Origin of the sequence: Mesorhizobium intechi, from assembly GCF_002879535.1 — a bacterium.
GTDB classification, from domain to species: domain Bacteria; phylum Pseudomonadota; class Alphaproteobacteria; order Rhizobiales; family Rhizobiaceae; genus Mesorhizobium; species Mesorhizobium intechi.
On sequence record NZ_PNOT02000288.1, the window covers coordinates 1 to 22,184 of the forward strand.

Below are 22,184 nucleotides of genomic sequence, written 5' to 3' on the forward strand. Positions count from 1 at the left end.
CCTTCGAGTAGGGGTCGGCCGCTGGCGTGCCGATGTCGGGGAAGGCCGTCCATTGGCCGACGCGGATGGCCCCGACGCCGTCCTGGATCTTCAGCGCGTACCAGACGCTGGCGCCGCCGCCGCCAATGGCTATGGCAAGCGAAAGCAGCATCAGGAAGGCGTTCTTGAGCATGAAGGGCCGCGTGCGCGAAGGATTGCCGTTCGGGGATATCGCGGCGCGGGGCCTTGTGGCAAGCGGGCGGGATGGATTTGCCTGTTGGCTTGGTCCGCGGTGAGGCCGAAATCACAGCGCCGAGAGCGTTTCGGGCGAGGCGGCGGCGTCGAGTTTGGGCGCGGATTGGAACAGCTGCGTCATGTCCCTCAACGTCTGCGTGGTCCGGCTGGACAGGACCGCCGGCCGCTCGGCGGCCGCGTCGGCCGCGGCCTGTTCCTCGCTCTTCTTCTGCGCTTCCGCCGCCTTGGCCGCGATCTCCTCGTCGATGAACGGCTTGTCGATGCCGGGGATCGGCTTCAGGTCGATGTTCTGGTGCGCGTAGACCATCAGGCGCTGCCACACCATGGCCGGCAGCGACCCGCCCGTCATGTTCTTGGTCGGGGTGAAATCGTCGTTGCCCAGCCACACGGCCGCCGTGTAGTTGCCGGTGAAGCCGACGAACCAGGCATCGCGATAGGATTGCGTCGTGCCGGTCTTGCCGGCGACGACGATGTTGGGAATTTGCGCGCGCCGCGCCGTGCCCATCACCGGCACGGCCGCCAGCATGGTGTTCATGGATTTCAGCGCCTGCTCGGACAGCACCCGGTGCGGCGGCGGCGCATCCTTGGTCCAGTCATACACCACGTCGCCCGTGCGGGTGACGAGTTGGGTGATGCCGTGCCTGGAACCAACGAAGCCGTTCTGGGCGAACACGCTGTAGCCCGTCGCCTGGTCCATCACGGTCATGCCCGAAGTGCCGAGCACCATGGTCTTGTGCGCCTCGAGCGGCGATTCCACGCCCATCGCCTCGGCCATCGCCTTGATCGGCGCGATGCCGAGATGGTCCTTGGCCAGCCGCACCGGCACGGTGTTGATCGACTTGGCCATCGCCATGATCAGCGTGATGTTGCCTGCTGATTCGCCGCTGTAATTGTGCGGTGACCAGTTGCCCCAGCTGATTGGCCCGCCGGAAATGATCGAATTGGGCGTAAAGCCATGTTCCATCGCCGTGGCGTAGACATAGGGCTTGAAGGACGAACCGGTCTGGCGCAGCGCCTTGGTGGCGCGGTTGAACTGGCTGGCGCCGTAGTCGCGGCCACCGACGATCGCCCGCACCGCGCCATTGGTCTCGATGACCACCACGGCGCCTTCGGTGACGTTATACTCTTTGCCGAACTGACGCAGGTGGAACTCGACGGACTCTTCCGCCGCCTTCTGGATGTTGGCGTCGAAGGTGGTGTGGGCGACCAGCGAATGCTGGCCGGGCTTGGCGATCTTCTTGACCTCGTCGAAGGCCCAGTCGAGGAAATAGTCGGGGCTTTTCTGTTCGCCGCGGTCGACGACGTTGGCCGGATGCAGCCTCGCCTGCAGCACCTGGCCTTCGGTCATGAAGCCGGAATCGACGAGATTCGACAGCACCACATTGGCGCGTGCGCGCGCCGCCGGCAGGTTGATGTGGGGGGCATATTTGGTCGGGGCCTTGAACAAGCCGGCCAGCATAGCCGCCTCGGCGAGATTGAGATCCTTGACGCTCTTGCCGAAATAGAAGTCCGCCGCCGCCTCGATGCCGAACGTGCCGCCGCCCATGTAGGCGCGGTCGAGATAGAGCTGCAGGATTTCCTTTTTCGACAGATTGGCTTCGAGCCACAGCGACAGGAAGGCTTCTTTGATCTTGCGTTCGAAGGTGCGTTCATTGGTCAGGAACAGGTTTTTGGCCAACTGCTGAGTGATGCTCGAGCCACCCTGGACGACGGAATTCGCCCGCACATTTTCGAAGATCGCTCGTGACAGCCCGAGCACGTCGATGCCGTAATGGTCGAAGAAGCGTCGGTCCTCGGTGGCAAGCACGGCCTTGATGACGTGATCGGGCATCTCGTCGACCGGGACGGAATCGCGCTGGATGATGCCGCGCTGGCCGATCTCATTGCCATAGCGGTCGAGGAAGGTGACGGCGAAATCGCCCTGGGCACGCCAGTCGCCGGCCGTATCCTGGAACGCCGGAATGGCCAGCGCCAGCATCACCACGATGCCTCCGGCGCCGAGCGTGAAACCCTCGCTCAAAATCTCGATGATGCCGCGCCGCCAGCCCTTGAGACGAAAGCGCCGCGAGAAGATTGTCGCCGCCTCCCAGAACTGCCGCGCCTTGAACCCGATCTCGTAGAGCGAGGAATCGATCCAGGCGTCCAGCGCCAGAAGACGCGACGCGATCGGACCTCTTCTCTTGCGCGGTTCAGGGCTGACCATTCAAAAACCCGGCTCGGCTGTGGCGTGACCTGAAAGCCGCAAGCCGGCAATTTCAGGGCAGCGCCCTGTCCCGACTATTCATCCATTTTACGGGTGTCCACAAGGGCTGCAGCGACACAGCTGCAAGGTTTGTCGACGAGAGGGCAGGGGCAGCCATGGTTGGCGACGGCCGCCACCTCGAAACCGCGCTTGGTCAGCTGACTGCGATCAGCCTGTCAGTGACGGGTGCTATGAATGTCATCGCGGCGAGGCGGCCATGATGGCCGTCCGCAGCAGAACGCGTGCGCCGATCACTGCGTGGCCAGGTTCCACATACTCAGCCTCGTTGTGGCTAAGCCCGTCACGGCACGGCACGAAGATCATTGCGGCAGGCGCGACACGGGCGAGAAACAGCGCATCATGGAAGGCGCCCGATATCATGTGCTTGAACTGAAGCCGCAGGGAACTGGCGGCCTCCTCGACGGTTTTGACCATATCGGGTGAGAAGGCCGCCCCGGGCATATCAAACGATCGCTTGATCATTGCCGTGCAATGCTGGGCCTCCGCCTCCGCCGCGCAGACCTGGCGGACCTCGGCCTCTACGAGATCGAGCTGCTCTGCCCGCGGATGCCTGATATCGACGGTGAAGGCCACCGATTGCGGTATGGCGTTGATCGATCCCGGCCTGGCGGCGATCCGGCCCACCGTCAGCCGCGCGCTGCTGTCGAGCGGCATGATTGTCGTTTGCAGCCTGTGGATGGCGGAAATCGCCGCGACCATCGGATCCCTGCGGTAGGCAAGGTCTGTCGTGCCCGCATGACCGGCAGTGCCCTGGATGGAGACTTCCAGCCAGCGCGTACCTTGGACGGCGGTCACCACACCGATCGGCAACTGCTCCTTTTCCAGTGATGGCCCCTGTTCGATATGCAGCTCGATATAGCCTGATATCGGCATGCCGGTTGGACGAAGGGCAGCCTCCGGCAAGGCGGTGATCGTCGCCTTCAGCTCAGCTGCGAGGACCGCACCATCGGCGCCGACAATGGATTTCCACGCCGCGGTATCCGCGCCTGTGAAAGCCATGGAGCCCATGACGCCCGGCGCGAAGCGGCTGCCTTCCTCATTGGCCCAGGCGACGACCTCGACCGGCATTCGGGTCTCAGCCTGTGCGTCCTCGAGTGCCTCGAGCACCTCGAAGGCTGAAAGCGTGCCGAGCGCACCGTCGAAGCGCCCGCCCGTCGGCTGGCTGTCGAGATGGCTGCCGATCAGAAGCGGTGGCAGCGTGGCATCCGTACCCTCGCGGCGAATGAAGAGGTTCGCGATATGGTCCTGAAAGACCGTGAAGCCACGCTCCAGGGCCAGCTCCGCCAGGAGGCGCCGGGCCCTGCGATCCTCGACGCTGAACGCCTGCCGGTTGACACCGCCGGCTGGTGTCGCCCCGATCCCAGCGAAAGCATCAAGCCGCCCGAGCAGTCGGTCGCCGTCAATCCGGGGCGTCAAGCTCATCGCTTCAGGCCGCTGATGAAGGCCTTCACCCGCAGCCGATCGACTTGGTTCCACCAGACGCCGTCATGTTTCAGCGAGCTGGCGACAATGACGCCGTCGACAATGTCGAGAATGTCGTTGGCATTTTCGGGCGTCACGCCGCTGCCGACAAGCGTCGGCAGCCCGGCCGCGCCCTTGATCATCCTGATGTAGCCGAGATCGGCGGCGTGGCCCGTCCGTTGGCCGGTGGCGATCACCGCATCGGCATCGAAGAACACCAGGTCCTTGACCTGTTCCTCGACCGGGCGGTCGCCGACGATCGCATGGGCGCCGTGCTTGACATGCGCATCGGCGAAGATGCGGATGCCGTTGGCGCGAAGCCTGGCACGAAAGCGCATGGCGCGTGCCGCCTCGCCTTCGATAAAGCCCTCATTGGCGACATAGGCGTTCGCCCACTGATTGACGCGCACGAAGGAGGCACCCGAGGCGCTGGCGATCGACAACGCGGGGATGGACGCATTGGCGAGCACATTGATGCCGATCGGCCGGCCAAGTTCCCTGCGGATGCGGTCGGACACGACGGACATGTAAGCGGAGGTCTCGGGGCCGATATCGTCCGGCTTGGCGAAGGGCACGTCGCCATGGTTCTCGACGATCACGCCGTCGCAACCGCCATCAAGATAGGCCTTGGCATCGTCGAGGCCGCGCTGGTAGATGGCCTCGACCGCCTCGCCATCGTAGCGCGGCGCGCCCGGCAGGGGCGCCAGATGAACGACGCCGATCACCACTTTCTTTCGACCGAAGATCGACTGCAGCACGTCACCGGCGTCCTGCTTGGAGCCGATGGAGTTGGGGGATCTTGTCATGCGGTTTCCGCTTCCGTCTTTTCCATGAGTATCTTCATCTCCTGCCTGTCGGGGCAGGAGCCGAGCGTGCCGGGGCGACCGACCGAAATGGCAGCGGCTCGTACCGCGATCCGCGCTGCGGCGGCGAGGCTGATGCCAGCCGCAAGGCAGCCTGCGAGGCAGCCGCAAAAGACATCGCCCGCACCGCTGGTGTCGACCACGTCCACCTCGGGCGCCGCGAACCGGTCGATGCGTCCTTCACGGTCGGCAACCAGGCAGCCGGCCGGGCCAAGTGTCACGATCGCGCTGTCGGCGCCTTGACGGACCAATTCGCGGCCCGCCGCGGCTGCATCGCCGGTTCCGGTCAGTTGCTCTGCTTCGCCTGCGTTGACGACGGCGAGGCTGACGGCATCCATACACGGTATCGAACCGACCGCCAGCGGACTCGGATTGAGGATCGTCATGGCGCCCGCGCTGCGCGCCGCACGCAGGCACGCTGTCGTTACATCGGCAAGAAGGTTGCCTTGCATCACCACGATGTCGCCGCGTTCGATCGACGTCGCGAAACCGCCGTCGGCCAGCGGATCGAAGGCGGCGGCGCAGCTGGCGCCGGTGACGATGAGGTTTTCGCCCCGCAGATCGACGATGATCGTCGACCGGTCGCTGGGCAGCGCCAGCGTCGTCAGATGGCGGGCGTCGAGGTCGCGGCTCAGCCGTTCCCTGATCCAAACGCCGGCGGCATCGTCGCCGATCGCCGCATGGAAACGGACATCGGCTCCTGTGCGGGCGGCCGCCACCGCCTGGTTGCCCCCTTTGCCGCCAAGTCCGTCAACATGACTGGACGCGTTCAACGTCTCGCCAGGCCGCGGAAAGCGGTCCAGTTGAAACGTCGTATCGACGCAGGCGTTGCCGACGACATGGACGCGCATGGCTAATCCCTGGCTGTCGCCCAGCCCAGCATCTGTTCGAAGAGTGTCTTGTAGCCATTCCAGGCGATGAAGCCCGGCGGCAGCCAGTGCGGCCCGACATCCGATGTCCAGGCGACGGTGCGGCCCTTGCCATATTTGCCTGTCACCAGCAGCGGCATGGAACGGTAGTCGGAAGACACGGTGGCCAGGACTTCGGCGCCCTCCTTGACCGTGACCTCGTTGAAGCCAAGCAGGATCGGCCAATCCTTGCCCAGGCCCTTCAGGATCGGATGGCTTTGAGGGCCGACAACGACCGGCGCATAGCCTTCGGGCACTTCGACGCGATCGTCCACCGGCAGGCAGCTCACCGGCAGGACGTCCTCGACCGGCGTCTTGTGGTAGCGTGCGCCGCCGTTGATGCCCTGGAAGCTGTAATAGCCGCCGAACATCAGGAGGCCGCCGCCATTGCCGACATAGTCGCGCAGCAGCCGCAGCCGGTTCGGCGTCGGCTTGGAGTGGACCCAGGTGTCGGGGTGAAGCAACAGCGTATTGGCGCCAAGGTCGGAAAGCACCACGGCGTCATAGGCCGAAAGCGTCTCCATGGTCTGGGGAAAATTCCGCTGCGCTTCGTGCGCCGGCATGAAGGTGACATCGAACGGACCATCCTTCAGCGCCGCCAGCAGTTCATCGGCGCCGGTGTGATAGGTAACGGTCGGAAACTGGTCGAAGCCTTTGATGTGGGTCGCGGTCGAGACCCAGGACTCGCCGGCGAGAAGAACTTTCTTCCTGGACATGTAAACTCCCTGTTTTTTTGCAGCGGCCGGCAGCTCAGAGGCTCGCGGCGAACACGGTCTTTGGGTTGTCGATGAGCATGCGGTCGATTGCCGATTGCTCGACACCATGGCGTTTCAGCCTTGGCACGAAATGTTTGAGGATGAAGCCGTAGCCGAAGCCGCCGAAGCGCGTCAGCATGATCTTCAGGAAAACGTCCTGCGACTGCAGGATCCTGTCGACGAGCCCCATGTCGATCAACGAACGGATCGCCTGCGCGTTCTGCTCGTCGGAGGGCGATTGCGCATCCTGGTCGGCATAATAGAAATCCATGCCGATCATGTCGTATTCCAGGAAGGCGCCACGCGCGGCGAGGCTTCTCTGGTAGGCAAGATCATTGTGGCTCGGGTTCATATGGCAGAGGATGGTGTGTCTGAGATTCGCGCCTTCCGCCTCGACCACGTCAAGCACATCATGCGCCAGCCGTTCCCAGCCGGGCAGATGGATGGTCAGCGGGACGCCGGTGATCCTGGCCGCGCGCGCTGAAGCCCGCAGCGACTTGCGTTCCTCTTCGGTGAAATCCTTGCTGACGCCGACCTCGCCGATGATGCCGGCCATGATTTCGGGCTGCGTCGAGCCGCCGCCGACATCGTTGACGAGGAATTCCGTGACGGCGTCGACGTCCATCGCCTTCAGCCAGTCGGGATGCGTGTGCTGCAGATAGAAGCCCGTGCCCATGACGATGCGCAATCCGGAGGCGCGGGCGATACGCGCCAGTTTCACCGGATCGCGGCCTATGCCGATATTGGTCGCGTCGACAACCGTGTGGCCGCCCAGGGCCCGGTACCTGGCCAGTTCGGAAAGCGCCAGGTCGCTGTCGTCGAGCGAGACATTGTCGCGATTCATGTAGGGGTTCATCCGCAATTCGCCGATGATCTCCATGCTGACCGGCTGCTCGGCGATCTTCCTGTCGTCTGGATGGCAGGGGCATTTCCAGGATGTCGAGCCATCGAGCAGGATATGCTCGTGCATCAGCGTCACGCCCATGTCGGCGATCGCGACCGGGCCAGTAACGGTCATCACGGTGCCGGAGCGAACACCGACAGGCACTCTTTGCCTGGGCGTGTTGTCGAACAAATGATCCATGTCAGCGGCTCCGCGTCGCGCCCTTGAACAGGCGGAAATTCAGCCAGATTGCAACGAGGATGATAGTGCCGGTGACGATCGGCGTCAGGAAGGGCGACATGTGCGCCAGGATCAGGCCGTTGCCGATGACCGCCACGGTCAAGGCGCCGAGCACGGTGCCGATGATCGTACCGCGCCCGCCGAACAGGCTGGTGCCGCCAAGCACCACGGCGGCGATGACATCGAGCTCGAAACCCTGGCCGGAATTGGACGAGCCGGAGCCCAGCCGCGCGGCCAGAATGACGCCGGCCGATGCTGCCGCCATGCCCGACAGGACATAGACGAAGAGCGTCATGAAGCGCGTATCGACACCGGCGCGGCGCACAGCCTCGGCGTTGGCCCCGATGCCGGTCACATAGCGGCCGAAAGGCGTCTGGTTGAAGGCGAGATAGGCGATGGCCAGGACGACAAGGGCGAGCAATGCGGGCACCGGCACGCCGAGGAACCAGGCCCTGCCGATGTTGACGAAAAAGCTCGTCGGCTCGACCGGGATCGAATAGCCGCCGGTGATCAGCAGCGCCACGCCGCGGATGACCGAGAGCCCGGCAAGCGTGACGATGAAGGCCGGGATGCGCTCATAGGCGATGAAGAAACCCTGCAAGGCGCCGATCGCCGCGCCAAGCGCCAGCATGCCGACAACGACCAGCGGCCAAGGCAGGCCGGCCTGCAGCGCAACGGCTGAAAGTGTCGCCGTCAGCGCCAGCACGGACCCAACCGAAAGATCGATGCCTCCGGTGGTGATGACGAAGGTCATCGCCGCCGCAACGATCAGCAGCGGCGCCGATTGGCGCACGATATTGAGCAGATTGGGCGTCGTCAGGAAGGAACCGGTGACCAGCGAGAAGACCACGCAGACGACGATGAAGAACAGCGCGATGGAGACGACGCTGCCATTGGCTGCCGCAAGATCCTTCCACGTACTGTTGTTGGCGCGTTTGGGCGGCGAGGCGCCAACGCCGGCGGAGGTGACGTTCATGGCTGTGCCCCTTCGTCGCGGCTGGCGCGCGCCGAACGCGCGATGAATTTCCGGCCGACGATCAGGTTGACGACCTCCTCGATGCTGGTATCGCCAATCCTGCGTTCGGCGACGTTTCGCCCCTCGTACATGACCTGGATGCGATCGCAGACGAGGAACAGGTCTTGCAGCCGGTGCGTGATGAGGATGACGCTGACGCCACGGGCGCTGACGGCGCGGATGAGTTCCAGCACCGCCTCGACTTCCGCCACCGCAAGTGCGGCTGTCGGTTCGTCCATGATCAGCACCGACGGATCGAAGGAGGCGGCGCGGCCGATGGCGATCGACTGGCGCTGGCCGCCGGAAAGATTCTCGACCTTGAGCCTGGTGTCGGCAATGACGATGCCGAGCCGGTCAAGCATCTCGCGCGTCTGCTCATGCATGCGCCTGTTGTCGAGAAAGGGGACGCCGAGCACATGGCGGCGAGGCTCGCGGCCGAGAAAGAGATTGCCGGCCACATCCACCGTGTCGCAGAGCGAAAGGTCCTGGTAGACCATCTCCACCCGTGCGGCGCGGGCATCGGCCGGCGAGGAAAAGGACACGGCCTTGCCATCGATCTCGATAGTGCCGGAATCCGGAATGACCGCGCCGGACAGCACCTTGCTCAAGGTGGATTTGCCGGCGCCATTGTCGCCGACCAGGCCGAGCACCTCGCCAGGTTTCAGGTTCAGGGAAACATCATCCAGCGTCTGGATAGGGCCGTATCGTTTGGAAATACCGGTCATCCTGACGCGGCAGGTCTCGCCATCGCTCATCATGGTTCCAGTTCTCATGCGGCATGTTCAATCGGTCGCCGGGCTGCGCAACGACGACAAAGTCAGTGCGCGGCCCGGCGGTCTGGGGAGGATCTTACTTGAACATGTCCTTGAACTGGCCGACATTTTCCTTGGTTACGATGGTGATCGGAACATTGATGATCGGATCGATCTTCTCGCCCTTCTTGAGCTTGCCGAAGGCTTCGATGGCAGCCTTGCCTTCACCGGCCGGATCCTGCTGGACGACGGCGATTACCCAGCCCTCTTCGAGGCCTTGCACCGCGGACTTGGTCAAGTCCCAGCCAAACACCTTGACGTCGCCGGTACGGCCCTGGCTGGTGACGGCCGAAACGGCGCCGAGCAATGCCGGCTCGCCGGTCGCATAAAGCGTCGTCATGTCCGCATTGGCCGTCATCAGGTTTTCGGAGGCGGACAGCGCCACGTCCTGCACGTTCTGGCCATCGACCGTGTCGAGGAAAGTCACCTTCTGGCCGCTCTCGGTGACAGCCTTCTTGAAGCCGTCCAGGCGCTGGTTTTGGATGAACGAATTGAGCGCGCCGACAACACCGATCTTGGCGGTTCCGTTCAGCTTGGTTTTGACGTATTCGGCGTAGAACTTGCCGATATCCTCGCCGGCCTTGGTGTTGTCGACACCGACGAAGGCGACATTGTCACCATTCGGGATCTGCGCGTCGATGGCAATCACCGGAATACCGGCGGCCTTGGCCGCGGTGATCGCGGGCTTCACGCCGTTGACATCGATGGCGACGAGAATGATGCCGTCGACTTTCTGGGTGATGTAGTTCTCGATCGCGTCGTTTTGCGCGCTCGGCACATTGTTGGCGTTGAAGATGACGAGGTCGACGCCGGCGGCCTTTGCCGCGGCCTTGGCACCGTCATTGATCTGGTTGAAGAACAGGGCCTGCTGGTTGATGGTGACCAGCGCATAGGTTTCGGCCATGGCCGAGGCGGAGCCAAGCGCGAGGGTCATGGCGATGGCTGCGGCGCAGCCTGAAAGGATCTTGGTAAGACGCATTCCGGTTCCCCTTGGTTTTGCGGAAAAGGCCCTTGATCGGGCTCATCTGGCGCTGAGCGCAGACGCATAATTCAAGATACTTGATTCCTTGTCAAGTGACTTGAATTAGCACTGGCGAAAGGGGGCGGGGGCCGGCGAGATCAGAATGTCGCCGGCGTATTCACCCAGAAAATGCTGGCGCGTTCGTCGCCGACATTGCGGTACCAGTGCGGCAGTTCGGAGTCGAAAACGAAGGAATCGCCGGCGGACAGGCGAAACGTCTTTTCACCGACCATCAGTTCGATGGCGCCTTCCAGGAGATAGCCGACTTCCTCACCGGCATGCTGGATTGGGCCGGCGCTTTCCCCGCCCGCCTCGATATGATGGATATTGCACTGCAGAAGGTGGCCCGGCGAATAGGGAATGACGCGCTCCAGCGATATGCCTTCGCCGCGCCTGAGCGGATCGAGCGCGATCAACGGCCGTGCTCCGGCGCGAAAGACGATGCCTTCCTCGCCATCGGCCTCCTCGAACATCCAGCCAATGTTGGTGCCGAGCACCTCGACCAGCCGGTGAAGCATGGGCAGCGACGGTGAGACCTTGCCATTCTCGACCTTGGAAAGCAGGCTTTCGGAGCAGTTGGCGGCGGCTGCGAGCGCCTTCAAGGTCAGGCCACGCGTCTGCCGGGAGAGCTTCAACCTTGTGCCGAGCCTCAGCAGGCTGGTGGCGGTGGAGCGCTCCTCGCCGCCTTTGCTGTTGTGGGTATCGATCTTGTTCATTGGGGGGCGCGAACATCTCCGCTGGTCGGGCTGACTCGTAAAACCGATCCCGGGCGTTGTCCATCCTGTGAAGAACGGACTATGCATCGGATCGGGCCTAGAACCCGTCCAGGGCAGTCTCCGCGCCCCGCCGCATAACATTGGCGAGGCGGTGATCTCTTACGCTGCCTCGCGCTTCAAGGCCTGCGCCATGCAATGGATGCCTCCCCCGGTCTTGGAGATCTCGCTCATGTCGACAGCCGCGACCTCGAAGCCGCGCGCCTTGAGCTGGCCGATCAGCGTCTGGCTGGAGGTCGGCGCGATCACCCGGTCCTTGCCGAGCGACATGAAGTTGCAGCCGAGCGCCATCGTGTCCTGGAAGGGAACATCGATGATCTCGTGGCCCTTGCCCTTCAGCCAGTCGACGATGCCGGGCTCGGTGCAGGCGAGGCACACTGCAGTGAGCTTTTCGGCGATCGGCACCACCATCAGGTCGATATGGACATAATATTCGTCGATGAAGGCGATGCGGGTTTCCCAGCCCTCCTTCTCGAACCAGGATTGCACCTGGCGGGCACCTTCTTCCTGCGTGCGAGCGCCGCCGCAGCCGATCAACACCACGCCGTCCTCGATGACGTTGAAGTCGCCGCCCTCGAATGTGCCTGCCGTGACCATGTCGTAGATCGGGATACCGAGCTTCTCGTAGGTGCGGATGGCGGCATAGTTTTCGCCGCGCCGCCACCAATTGGCCATGGCGGTGATGATGGCGCCGTAAGGCGTCATGACGCTGGAATCACGGGAATAGACCTGCATCGGCAGTTCCGGCGTTGGCTCGTGCCAGTGGATGTTGACGCCGAAATGCTCATAGGCGGCAACCAGGTCCTTGTGCTGCGCCTGCGCGATCTGGACGTTGCAGGGCGCCTCGCGCAGGTGCTTGCGCGACAACGAGCTGGTCGACAGATGCCGCAGGAAATTCGGCGATCCCAGCAGCACGTCGGTCAACACGTCGGTTTCGTTGGCGAAGCCCCATGATGTCAGCGGCTTGGTGCCGCCGGCTGGATTGCGGCGCTGCAGCGAAAACGGCTCGGCGACGATGCGATCATGAACGGTCATGCGGTTCTCCTCGTGGGCTTCTTCTCAAGAGTTGGTCTGGTCATGCCTTGCTTGGGATCCACCAGTCGCGGCCGCGCGCCGTGGTGACATATTCCGGCCAGCGGAAGTTGATCGGCGGTTCGTAGTCGCAGAGCGGGGCAATCCAGTTTGTGCCGCCAATGCCGCCGCCGGTGCGGGTGACGAACTCGTTCATCGCCGCATCGCGGGCTTTTCCGTCCTCGAGCAGGCGCAGCGCCGCCAGCGCGACCGTCTTGGCGGCGCAGGCAACCATCGGATCGATCGTCGCTGAAATGCCGCCCAGCGCATTCATCACCCAGGAGGGATAGGCATGGCCATTGGCCGAGCGCAGCGCCGGACGGGCGACGTAAAAGCGTGCGGTCGGCGCATGCCAGCTCATGTCGGTATAGTCGTCGGAGGTCGAATTCAGCTGTGAAGGCGGCAGGTCCTGGCGCAGGATCGCTTCCGCCTCCTGTGGTGCGATCAGCCGTTCCAGTTCCTCGATGAACGGGTTCTCGGTCGCGGTACCACCGGCATTGACTTGGATTTCGCGCCCGATCGCCCTGGCGGCCTCGTCCCAGCGCGGCGGCCCCACCATAGACAGGGCCTCATAGGCGATCTCGGCCATGGCGTGGTTAGCCAGCCCTGGCCGCGACTTCGATACCCAGTGGCGCTCGTAGCGACAACCGCTGATCGCCGCCGCCGCCGCCGCATTGCGGTCGAGCACGGCGGTGACCTGGTCGGCCATACGAAGCGTCGGCACGCGGATCATGTACTGGATTTCGGCCAGTCCCGCCGGCAGATTGTCGGCCGTGGCCTGGCCGGCGGTCAGGATCGCCTCGCTGATCGACCAGCCGCCCTGGTGCGGCAGCATGGAATCGCGCAGCGCCTTGGATGTCATGTACATCGTCATCAGCGCGTCGTTGGCGCCGGGCGCGCGGATCGCCGAATGCGCCTGCGGGATCGGTGCGCCGTCGCCCGCGCGAACCCAGTTTTCGGGTTCGTCGCACACAAAGCGGTAGATCATGGCGTAGGCTGCCCCACAATGGGTGTCCCAGCGCGCCGTGTTGCAGAGCGGCAGCATGTAGAAAGGGTGGAACGATATCATGCCGGCTAGGCCGTCATAATAGCCCTTCGCGGCATGGATCGGCTTCGAGCCACGCACCTTTTCGGCCGGTTCGCCGGTAAAGCGCAACGTGCCTGGAATGCCATGATGCTGCATCGCCGCCTTGGTGGCCAACAGGCCACCGAGGCTTGCCATGCCCAACCCCGAATGCGGATCGGTGTGGCCGCCAGCCTCGACGCCAAGGCCGGGCCGCGGTTGCTTCGCCGTCACCGCGTCCTGGCAGTTGCCGGGAACCGCGTCATATTCGGCATACAGACCGATCGTCGGCCCGGCGCCATTCGTCCAGTGCGCGCAGAAGGCGGTCGGCATGCCGCCGGAACCTTGCTCGACGGTAAAGCCTTCTCGCTTCAGTCGCTCCACATACCATGCGGCGGACTGATACTCGCGCCAGGCGGTCTCGCCGAAATCGAAGATGGTGCGCGTCCACGCCGACAGCAGCGGCTGGATGCCGTCGAGGCAGGCAAGGGCGGTCTCTTGCGCCGATGTCGTCACCGGTTTGTCCATGCGTCAAAGAAAGCAGTGAAGCGGCTCGCCAAAAAGTGATATGTTTTCCCGGTTCATGCAAATTCGGTTCACCTCTTGAGAATTCCATCCACGCAGGCGCTGCGCGCCCTCGACAGTTTCGCTCGCCACGGCAGCGTCTGGCGTGCCGCCGACGAACTGCACCTCACCCGCAGCGCGGTGAGCCACCAGCTGCGGCTTTTGGAACGCGACCTCGGCTTCGATCTGCTGCAGCGTATCGGCAAGGGGGTGGCGCTGACGCCGCGCGGCCAGCGCTACGCAGCCGATGTCAGGAAGGCGCTGACCGTACTCGGCGACGCGGGAGCGCAGACGAACGGCGCCGGCGTCGGCGGCTCCTTTGCCATCTCCTGCCCGCCCGGCTTCGCCTCCATGTTCCTGTGCACCCATATCGGCGAGTTCCAGCAGATGTACCCTGACGTGGCGCTCTCGGTTCTGACGCCGCGCCGGCTCGACGACGTCTCGAATCCGGACGCCGACGCCTTCATCGCCTTCGGCGTCGGCAACTGGCCGAACCGGATGGTGGAGCTGCTCTGCGAAGTCCACTTCACGCCGCTCTGCAGCCCGACATTGCTCAACAAGGTCGGCGGCTTTTCCAAACCGGCGGACGTCCTGCGCGCCAACCTGCTGCATCTCTCCGACACCGAGGACTGGGCGCGCTGGCTGGCGCTGTCCAAGGTGGAAAACCCGGATACCGAAGGCGGGATCTTCTTTTCCGACATGAACCTCGTCTTCTCGGCGGCCGTCGCCGGCCAGGGAATTGCCATGGGCGACGAGCTGACCGGTCGCCGGGCGCTGAACGAAGGCCGGCTGGTCAAGCCTTTTGAAGCGTCAGTGCCGTCGCCACGCTCCTATTTCCTGGTCTTCGAGCACGCCAAGGCCGGCCATCCCGTGCTCAATGCCTTCAGCGACTGGCTCAGGGCGAAGCTGTCGCAGAGCAGACTCTGATCTATCCCTCTTAAGAAACCTCGATGCGGAGATTCTGCGCGTCCAGACTGCCAGACGTGAATCAAATTTGCCGATCAGGCGAAAACTATTCGATTGCGGTGAGCCGCCGGCCTGCCTACGATTTCACCTGGGACTGAGGAAGAGGCAGGATGCAGCAACCCGGCCGGGCCGCAGAGATCAAGGCAATTGGAATCGGCAAGAGCTTCGGCTCGTTCCGTGCGTTGGACAATCTGTCGCTCAATATCGGCCGCGGCGAGTTCCTGACGCTGCTCGGGCCCTCCGGTTCGGGCAAGACCACGTTTCTGATGATCCTGGCCGGCTTCGTGCAGCCGACGGAAGGCAAGCTTTTCAGCGACGGCACCGACATTACCGACCGCCCCGCCGAGCAGCGCGCCGCCGGCATGGTGTTCCAGGGCTATGCGCTGTTCCCGCATATGAGCGTCGAGGCCAACATCGCTTTCCCGCTCAAGGTGCGCAAGAAATCGGCGGCCGACATCAAGAAGCGCGTCGGCGAGATGATCGAGCGCGTCGGCCTGACCGGCCATGAGAAGAAACTGCCCTCGCAACTCTCCGGCGGCCAGCAGCAGCGTGTCGCGCTTGCCCGCGCACTGGTGTTCGAGCCGGGCGTGCTTCTGCTCGACGAGCCGTTCTCGGCGCTGGACAAGAGCCTGCGCGGCCAGATGCAGGCCGAGATGAAGCGCCTGCACCAGGAAACCGGCACCACCTTCGTCTTCGTCACCCACGATCAGAGCGAGGCGCTGGCACTGTCCTCGCGTGTCGCCATCTTCAACCACGGCAAATTGCTGCAGGTCGGCGCTCCCGACGAAGTCTACGACCGGCCGGACAACCGCTTCGTCGCCGAATTCCTCGGCGAGATCAACATGCTGCCGCTCAAGGGGGTCAAGCCCGCCGACAATGGCTCGACAGGCCTTTGCGAGGACCGCGCGGTCAACATGCACTGCAAGGCCGAGAAGGTCCGGGGTGACGCCATCCTCGCAATCCGGCCCGAGCACATGTCGATCGCGCGCGAAGCGGCGGCGGGCGAAAACGGCATTGCGGCGACGGCCACTGCTTCGACCTATCTGGGTGCGGCGACCAAGCTCGACCTGATGACACGCCAGGGCGCGAAGGTGACCGTCTCGGTGCCGAACGAGGTTGCCGCCGCGGCACTGAGCAAAGGCAATTCCGTCTGGCTGACCTGGCCGGCGGAAAAGGGTTTCCTCCTTCCGGACGGAGGACAATGAGCGCCGGCGCGGCCTGATCCGCCGCACCGGCTTCCGGACTGAAATCAACGAAAACAAAGGGGAACTGACATGAACGACACCAAGAAACAGGCCATCGAAACGCTGTCCGAAAGGACCAGAGGTGGCGAGATCTCGCGCCGCCAGTTCACGCAGCTGGCAGCCCTCGTGCTTGCCGGCACGCCGATGCTGCTGCGCTCGACCGGTGCCTTTGCCGCGGCCAAGGAACTGGTGCTGGTCAATTGGGGTGGCGACGCCATCACCGCCTATGATGCGGCCTATGGCCAGGCCTTCACCAAGGACACCGGCATCACCGTCAAGATGGACGGTTCGGGCCCGACCGAAGGCGCCATCTCGGCGCAGTTCAAGAGCGGCGCGCCGACCTGGGACCTGGTCGACGTCGATCCGTTCTCGGCAATCACCCTCGGCGCCCAGGGTGCGCTCGAGCCGATCGACTACAACATCGTCGACAAGAAGAAGATGCGCCCCGGCTTCGGCTGGGAATATGCCGCCTCGACCTATTTCTTCTCCTATGTCATCGCCTACGATTCCGAGAAATACGGCAAGGACGCCCCGACCGGCATGGCCGATTTCTTCGACGTGAAGAAGTTCCCCGGCAAGCGCTCGCTCTACAAATGGGGCGTGTCGAGCTGGGAAGCAGCGCTCTTGGCCGACGGCATCGCGCCGGCTTCGCTCTACCCGCTCGACCTGAAGCGCGCGCATGACAAGATCGCAGCCTTCAAGGAAAACGTCGTCGCCTACTGGGGTGGCGGCGCCGAGAGCCAGAGCGTGCTGCTCAATGGCGAAGCCTCGATGGCCATCGTCTGGTCGACCCGCGCGTCGCTGATCGAGCAGGATTCCGGCGGCAAGATCAAGTTCATCTGGGACCAGGGCCTGATCTCGCCTGGAGCGCTGGCCGTGCTCAAGAACAATCCCGGCGGCAAGGAAGCGGCGATGAAGTTCATCGCCAGCGCGCAGGATCCGCAGAAGCAGCTCGTCATGTTCGACAAGCTCGGCCAGGGCCCGGCCAACCCGGCTGCCGATGCGCTGATCCCGGCCGACAAGAAGCGCATCAATCCCGTCGATCCCGAGAACATGAAGAAGCAGATCCCGCTCGACATGGACTGGTACGCCAAGAACTACGGCGCGGCGCTCGACGAGTACACCAAGATCATCTCCGCCTGAGCGCGGGATGCTGATCTGAGATGAGAGGCGTTCTCTCCGACAGGATGGGCGCGGCGCTGTTGATGGCGCCGCTGCTCCTGTTCCTGGTCCCGGCCTATGCCTGGCCGTTTCTCGGCGTGGTGAAGTGGAGTTTCACTCTGCCGACGCCAGGGCTTGGCCAATATGAAGCGTTGCTCACCGACGATCTGGTCCAGTCGGTGTTCATCCGTACGCTGCGCATCGCGGCGATCGTCACCGTGGTGTCGGTTGCCGCCGCTTATGCCATCACGGTCGTGTGGGTGCGCGGCAGCCCGGCGCAGCGCCTCATCGCCGAATTCTGCATCTTGGTGCCGTTCTGGATATCCGTGCTGACACGCGCCTTCGGCTGGGTGGCGCTCTTGTCCAATCGCGGCCTGATCAACACCTGGCTGCAGTCGATCGGTTTCATCTCCGAACCGCTGACCCTGGTGCGCAACGAGTTCGGCGTCGTCGTCGGCATGACGCATTTCCTCATTCCTTTCGCGGTCTTCCCGCTGGCGTCCGCCATGCGCAGCCTCGACGACCGCGTGCTTCTGGCGGCGCGTGGCCTCGGCTCAAGCAGAATGCGCACCTTCTGGACGGTGTTCGTGCCGATGACACGCTCCGGCATCATCGGTTCGGCGCTGATCGTCTTCGTCTTCTCGCTCGGTTTCTTCGTCACGCCGGCGATCCTGGGCGGCGGCCGCAGCGTGATGATTGCCGAACTGATCTATCTCAGGATTTTCCAGAGCCCGGACTGGGGGCTGGGGGCCGCGATCAGCGTCGTGCTGGTGTTGTTCGTCGGCGCGCTGATGGCGCTGCTGTTCCGCTACGTCAGACCGAAGCAGTTGATCTGATGCCGACCTATCGCCCCGGCCCGGTCTCGCTGATCCTCGCCGCCCTTGTGGCGCTGTTCCTGCTGATGCCGCTGCTCGCGGTCATCCCGGTGTCGCTGACGCCGAGCCGCATGCTGGCGATGCCGTCCGGCGAACTGTCACTGCGCCACTATCGCTCGCTAATCGATGATCCTCGCTGGCTCCAGTCGATCCTGTTGTCGATCCGCATCGGCATCGTCAGCAGCGCGATTTCCACGGTGCTGGCGCTTTGCTTCAGCCTAGGCATCTGGATGTTCCAGCCCCGCTTTACCGCAGCACTGGTCGGTTTCGTGCTGCTGCCGATGGTTGTGCCGCCGGTGGTCTCGGCGATCACGCTCTACTTCCTGCTGACCTCAATCTCCGGCTTCAGCTCGTTCTTCGGTTATGACACCTGGCTCGGCGTTGCCATGGCCCATTCGGTGATGACGGTGCCTTTCGCAACCGTGCTGATCCTGGTCTCGCTCAGCCAACTCGACCGTCGCATCGACCTTGCCGCGCGCGGCCTTGGCGCGACTGTCTGGGAGCGCGCCACCCGCATCATCATGCCCAACATCAAGTTCGGCATCATTACCGCGGCGCTTTTGTCCTTCGTCCTGTCCTGGGAAGAGATCGGCGTTACCCTGTTCATCACCTCGGTAAACGCCATTACGCTGCCCCGACTGATGTGGATGGGCCTGCGCGACAACATCGACCCGGCGATCGCGGCCCTGTCGGTGATCCTGATCCTCATCACGGTGCTGGTGCTGGCGGTGCGCAGCTTCGTGGCCAGGACGCGCGGCACCGGTTGAGGAGGTTGTCGGCAGGTCGTATTGTCGAGATTGGCTTTTATCGTCGCGCCGAGGAGAATCATGCGATATGGCGCAGGCTTGACGAGCTGGTGGCTGCGCGTGAATTTGCCGGTATGACGAACCGCTTGCACGAGCCATGACAGGCGAGGGGGACGATAAATGACCGCGCCCGGCGATTTGCTGCAGGCACTTTTTCTAAGGCTCAAAAGCGATAAGTCGCTGTCTGCGCTGCTTGGTGGCGCCGGGCTGCTCGAGCGGGCGACCGAGAATGCCGCTTTTCCTTACGTGACTTTTGGTCAGACCAGCGCCTTTGACTGGGACACCGGTGCCGAGAACGGCAACGATCAGTTGATTACGCTGCATGTCTGGTCGAAAGCCCATGGTGAAGGCGAAACCCTTGCCATCATGGCCGCCATCAAGGCCCGCCTTGCCAACGCCGCACTGGTGGTCGGCCGGCGCGGCAAGACGCGGCTGTCGCTTGAATTCACCGAGGCCCGGTACGACGAGGAACTCCTCGTGCATCACGGGCTGCTGCGGTTTCGCGCGCTGACGCAGGAAAACGCCTGACACGCTTTCAATCCGGCCGAAACGGAGTCTAGACTGGCGTCCGCGGGATTTCGGCGGTTCGGCGCGTCGAAATGGCCATCGGTCGTCTGAGGTTCAGGGTGTAGCGGGCATGTTTTTCGCATCGATCACCGTTCATTTCACGTTCAGCACCGATGCGTTACAACGCCGACCATGAAAACGCTGCGCTCCCACTTTCGAACCGCGACCCTGGCGCTCTGTGCTGCCGGGCTGTTGGCGTCGCAGGCGACGGCGATACCGCTGATCACGCCCGACCAGTCCAGCCCGATCGTCCTGGCCGCATCCGACTGCTACGCGATCGGCCAGCAAGTGGCCGAGCAGAATGGCGGGACGCTGGCCAAGGCCTCGCAGTCGACACGCGGTGGCCAGCCGGTCTGTGTCATCGTCGTGCTGGTCCCTGGCAAGGACGGGCAGCGTCCCCGCCGGTCCGAAATCGTCGTTCCGCAGAACTGACCCGTCCGTTTCCCAGGCTGCCGGAATCGGCCTATATCTGAACAAGTCCTTCAAAGGTATCGATCTCCGCATGCGCGTACTCGTCGTCGAGGATGACAAGGATCTCAACCGGCAGATAGCGGACGCGTTGGTCGACGCCGGCTATGTCGTCGACCGTGCCTTCGACGGTGAGGAAGGCCATTTCCTCGGCGACACCGAACCCTACGACGCCGTCGTTCTCGACATTGGCCTGCCGCAGATGGATGGCATCAGCGTGGTCGAACGCTGGCGCCGCAGCGGCCGCAAGATGCCGGTGCTGATCCTGACGGCGCGCGACCGCTGGAGCGACAAGGTCTCCGGCATCGATGCCGGCGCGGATGATTATGTTACCAAGCCCTTCCACATCGAAGAGGTGCTGGCGCGGCTCAGGGCGCTGATCCGCCGCGCCGCCGGCCATGCCTCGTCGGAACTCACCTGCGGGCCGCTGCGCCTTGACACCAAGGCCTCGAAGGCCGATGTCGACGGCGTGCCGTTGAAGCTGACCTCGCACGAATTCCGCCTGCTCGCCTATCTGATGCACCATATGGGCGAGGTGGTGTCGCGCACCGAACTGGTCGAGCATCTCTACGATCAGGATTTCGACCGCGATTCCAACACCATCGAGGTGTTTGTCGGGCGGCTGCGCAAGAAGATGGGCATCGATATGATCGAAACCGTGCGTGGCATGGGCTACCGCATGCGCGAGCCGGAGGCGTAACTCGGAACCGCTCAAACCAACCGCAAGGACGCCGCTTTCGCCGCGTTTGTGGCCGCGTTCGCTGACGTTCCGCGTGATCGCCTTTTCGACTGTGTGGGCGATCCTCACCCTTGTCGTCATTTTCACCCTGATCACCACGCTCTACCGCCAGGCCAGCGAGCGCGGCTTCGACAGCCTGCTTTCAGCCCATCTGTTCAACCTGATCGGGTCCATCGGCATTTCCGACACGGGTGCGCTCACCGGCGCCCCGGACCTTGGCGACCTCCGCTTCTCCGAGCCGAATTCCGGGTGGTACTGGTCGGTCGAGCCAGCCTCGGAAGGCGTGCATGGTGACCTTCATTCGTCGTCGATGACGAGAAAAATTCCGTCGCCAAGCGTCGCCGAGGTGCCCTTCAATGCCAGCTTCCAGCGCAGCTATTCGGCCGAAGGCATAGACGGCGAGCAGCTCGAAGTGTTCGAGAGCGAATTCGTGCTCGATGCCAAGAACCGCGCCGCGCGTTTTCGCGTGATGGGCAACCAGAGCGAACTCGAACAGGAAATCGCCACCTTCCAGCGCCGCCTGCTGACTTATCTCAGCCTGTTCGGCGTCGGCATGATCGCCATCAATGCCATTGCCATCCTGCTCGGCCTGCAACCGCTGCGCCGGGTCCGCAACGCCCTTGCCATGGTGCGCGAAGGCACCGCGCAGCGGCTCGACGGCCGCTTCCCGGCCGAGATCGAGCCGTTAGCCAACGAAACCAACGCTTTGATCGAAAACAACAAACGCATCGTCGAGCGCTCGCGGACCCAGGTCGGCAACCTCGCGCATTCGCTGAAGACACCGCTTGCGGTGCTGCTCAACGAGGGCCGGGCGCTTGGCGGCGCCAAGGGACAATTGATCGCCGAGCAGGCCGCCTCGATGCAGAAGCAGGTCGACCATTACTTGCAGCGCGCTCGCGTCGCGGCGCAGCGCGACAGCGTCGTCTACCGTACGCCGGTGGCGCCGCTGGCGCAGCGCATGGTGCGGGTCTTGCAGAAGCTCAACCCGCAGACCAGCCTGTCGCTGTCACTGCCGGCCACCGAGATCGTCTTTGCCGGGGAGCGCGAGGACCTCGAGGAACTGCTCGGCAATCTTCTCGAAAATGCGATGAAATGGGCAAGGAGCGCGGTCTCGGTCACGGTGGCACCCTTGGCCGGCAAGGACGATAATCTTTTCGAGATCAGCATCGACGACGACGGTCCCGGCATTCCCGAGGACAAGGCGCGCGACGCGCTGAAGCGTGGAAGGCGTCTGGACGAGACAAAACCGGGAACAGGTCTCGGTCTTGCCATTGTCGCCGACCTCGTCAACGAGTATGGAGGCGTTCTCGCGCTCGAACGGTCCGGCCTGGGTGGATTGAAGGCAGTGGTGCGCTTGCGGAGCCTTCCGTGACGCTTTCCCGGGCCAACCGACAGCGATGGAAGGCGTTTGTCATGGCGGCATATCGATTGA

The 22,184-nt window shown here is 63.7% G+C and carries 21 protein-coding genes; 9 read left to right on the top strand and 12 right to left on the bottom strand.

Going from position 1 to position 22,184, the window contains the following annotated elements:
• Positions 1–283: 283 nt before the first annotated feature.
• From C1D09_RS24780 to C1D09_RS24835, 12 genes are all read right to left on the bottom strand, one after another.
• Positions 284–2,437, bottom strand: a complete 2,154-nt coding sequence (locus C1D09_RS24780) for a transglycosylase domain-containing protein (RefSeq protein ID WP_143976721.1) — start codon at positions 2,435–2,437, stop codon at positions 284–286.
• 237 nt (positions 2,438–2,674) lie between these two features.
• On the bottom strand, positions 2,675–3,919 hold the full coding sequence (locus C1D09_RS24785) for a Zn-dependent hydrolase (RefSeq protein WP_143976722.1): 1,245 nt from the start codon (positions 3,917–3,919) through the stop codon (positions 2,675–2,677).
• Complete coding sequence (locus tag C1D09_RS24790; protein WP_143976723.1) at positions 3,916–4,764, bottom strand: BtpA/SgcQ family protein; 849 nt, start codon at positions 4,762–4,764, stop codon at positions 3,916–3,918. Before C1D09_RS24790 ends, C1D09_RS24785 begins: the two co-directional genes overlap by 4 nt.
• Positions 4,761–5,672 (bottom strand): ribokinase, encoded by a 912-nt coding sequence (locus C1D09_RS24795; RefSeq protein ID WP_143976724.1) that lies wholly within the window; start codon positions 5,670–5,672, stop codon positions 4,761–4,763. Before C1D09_RS24795 ends, C1D09_RS24790 begins: the two co-directional genes overlap by 4 nt.
• A 2-nt stretch (positions 5,673–5,674) precedes the next feature.
• Positions 5,675–6,445 (bottom strand): glutamine amidotransferase, encoded by a 771-nt coding sequence (locus C1D09_RS24800; RefSeq protein ID WP_143976725.1) that lies wholly within the window; start codon positions 6,443–6,445, stop codon positions 5,675–5,677.
• 34 nt (positions 6,446–6,479) lie between these two features.
• Positions 6,480–7,568, bottom strand: a complete 1,089-nt coding sequence (locus tag C1D09_RS24805; protein ID WP_143976726.1) for a phosphotriesterase family protein — start codon at positions 7,566–7,568, stop codon at positions 6,480–6,482.
• A gap of 1 nt (position 7,569) precedes the next feature.
• Positions 7,570–8,583, bottom strand: a complete 1,014-nt coding sequence (locus C1D09_RS24810; RefSeq protein WP_143976727.1) for an ABC transporter permease — start codon at positions 8,581–8,583, stop codon at positions 7,570–7,572.
• The gene (locus C1D09_RS24815) at positions 8,580–9,380 is read right to left on the bottom strand and encodes an ATP-binding cassette domain-containing protein (protein WP_425463429.1); all 801 of its coding nucleotides are present in this window, start codon (positions 9,378–9,380) and stop codon (positions 8,580–8,582) included. Before C1D09_RS24815 ends, C1D09_RS24810 begins: the two co-directional genes overlap by 4 nt.
• 91 nt (positions 9,381–9,471) lie before the next feature.
• Entirely contained in the window at positions 9,472–10,413 is a 942-nt protein-coding gene (locus C1D09_RS24820; RefSeq protein WP_095770772.1) for an ABC transporter substrate-binding protein, read from the bottom strand.
• A 140-nt stretch (positions 10,414–10,553) separates the two neighbouring features.
• A complete protein-coding gene (locus C1D09_RS24825; protein WP_143976728.1) occupies positions 10,554–11,171 on the bottom strand; it encodes a cupin domain-containing protein in 618 nt (205 codons plus the stop codon).
• A 159-nt stretch (positions 11,172–11,330) separates the two neighbouring features.
• Positions 11,331–12,263, bottom strand: a complete 933-nt coding sequence (locus C1D09_RS24830) for a dimethylarginine dimethylaminohydrolase family protein (protein WP_143976729.1) — start codon at positions 12,261–12,263, stop codon at positions 11,331–11,333.
• Between the two features lie 40 nt (positions 12,264–12,303).
• Positions 12,304–13,890, bottom strand: a complete 1,587-nt coding sequence (locus tag C1D09_RS24835) for an amidohydrolase (protein WP_167514738.1) — start codon at positions 13,888–13,890, stop codon at positions 12,304–12,306.
• A gap of 75 nt (positions 13,891–13,965) precedes the next feature.
• Between C1D09_RS24835 and C1D09_RS24840 the strand changes: the two genes are divergently transcribed.
• The 9 genes from C1D09_RS24840 (at position 13,966) to C1D09_RS24880 (ending at position 22,124) form a co-directional block, all read left to right on the top strand.
• Positions 13,966–14,853, top strand: coding sequence for a LysR substrate-binding domain-containing protein (locus C1D09_RS24840; protein ID WP_143976730.1), 888 nt, complete (start codon positions 13,966–13,968; stop codon positions 14,851–14,853).
• Positions 14,854–15,002: 149 nt separating this feature from the next.
• Positions 15,003–16,097 (top strand): ABC transporter ATP-binding protein, encoded by a 1,095-nt coding sequence (locus C1D09_RS24845; RefSeq protein ID WP_143976731.1) that lies wholly within the window; start codon positions 15,003–15,005, stop codon positions 16,095–16,097.
• A gap of 69 nt (positions 16,098–16,166) precedes the next feature.
• The gene (locus C1D09_RS24850) at positions 16,167–17,279 is read left to right on the top strand and encodes an ABC transporter substrate-binding protein (RefSeq protein ID WP_143976732.1); all 1,113 of its coding nucleotides are present in this window, start codon (positions 16,167–16,169) and stop codon (positions 17,277–17,279) included.
• A gap of 20 nt (positions 17,280–17,299) precedes the next feature.
• On the top strand, positions 17,300–18,133 hold the full coding sequence (locus C1D09_RS24855; RefSeq protein WP_143976733.1) for an ABC transporter permease: 834 nt from the start codon (positions 17,300–17,302) through the stop codon (positions 18,131–18,133).
• On the top strand, positions 18,133–18,939 hold the full coding sequence (locus C1D09_RS24860) for an ABC transporter permease (RefSeq protein ID WP_143976734.1): 807 nt from the start codon (positions 18,133–18,135) through the stop codon (positions 18,937–18,939). The genes C1D09_RS24855 and C1D09_RS24860 overlap by 1 nt, the downstream gene beginning before the upstream one ends.
• Before the next feature lie 159 nt (positions 18,940–19,098).
• Positions 19,099–19,506 carry a DUF3168 domain-containing protein gene (locus C1D09_RS24865; protein ID WP_143976735.1) on the top strand — a complete coding sequence of 136 codons (408 nt, stop codon included), beginning with the start codon at positions 19,099–19,101 and terminating at the stop codon, positions 19,504–19,506.
• A gap of 171 nt (positions 19,507–19,677) precedes the next feature.
• The gene (locus C1D09_RS24870) at positions 19,678–19,977 is read left to right on the top strand and encodes a hypothetical protein (RefSeq protein WP_143976736.1); all 300 of its coding nucleotides are present in this window, start codon (positions 19,678–19,680) and stop codon (positions 19,975–19,977) included.
• 70 nt (positions 19,978–20,047) lie between these two features.
• Positions 20,048–20,713: a response regulator transcription factor gene (locus C1D09_RS24875; protein WP_143976737.1), complete on the top strand. Its 666-nt coding sequence runs from the start codon at positions 20,048–20,050 to the stop codon at positions 20,711–20,713.
• A 73-nt stretch (positions 20,714–20,786) separates the two neighbouring features.
• Positions 20,787–22,124 carry an ATP-binding protein gene (locus tag C1D09_RS24880; RefSeq protein ID WP_167514739.1) on the top strand — a complete coding sequence of 446 codons (1,338 nt, stop codon included), beginning with the start codon at positions 20,787–20,789 and terminating at the stop codon, positions 22,122–22,124.
• The last annotated feature ends 60 nt before the right edge of the window (positions 22,125–22,184 follow it).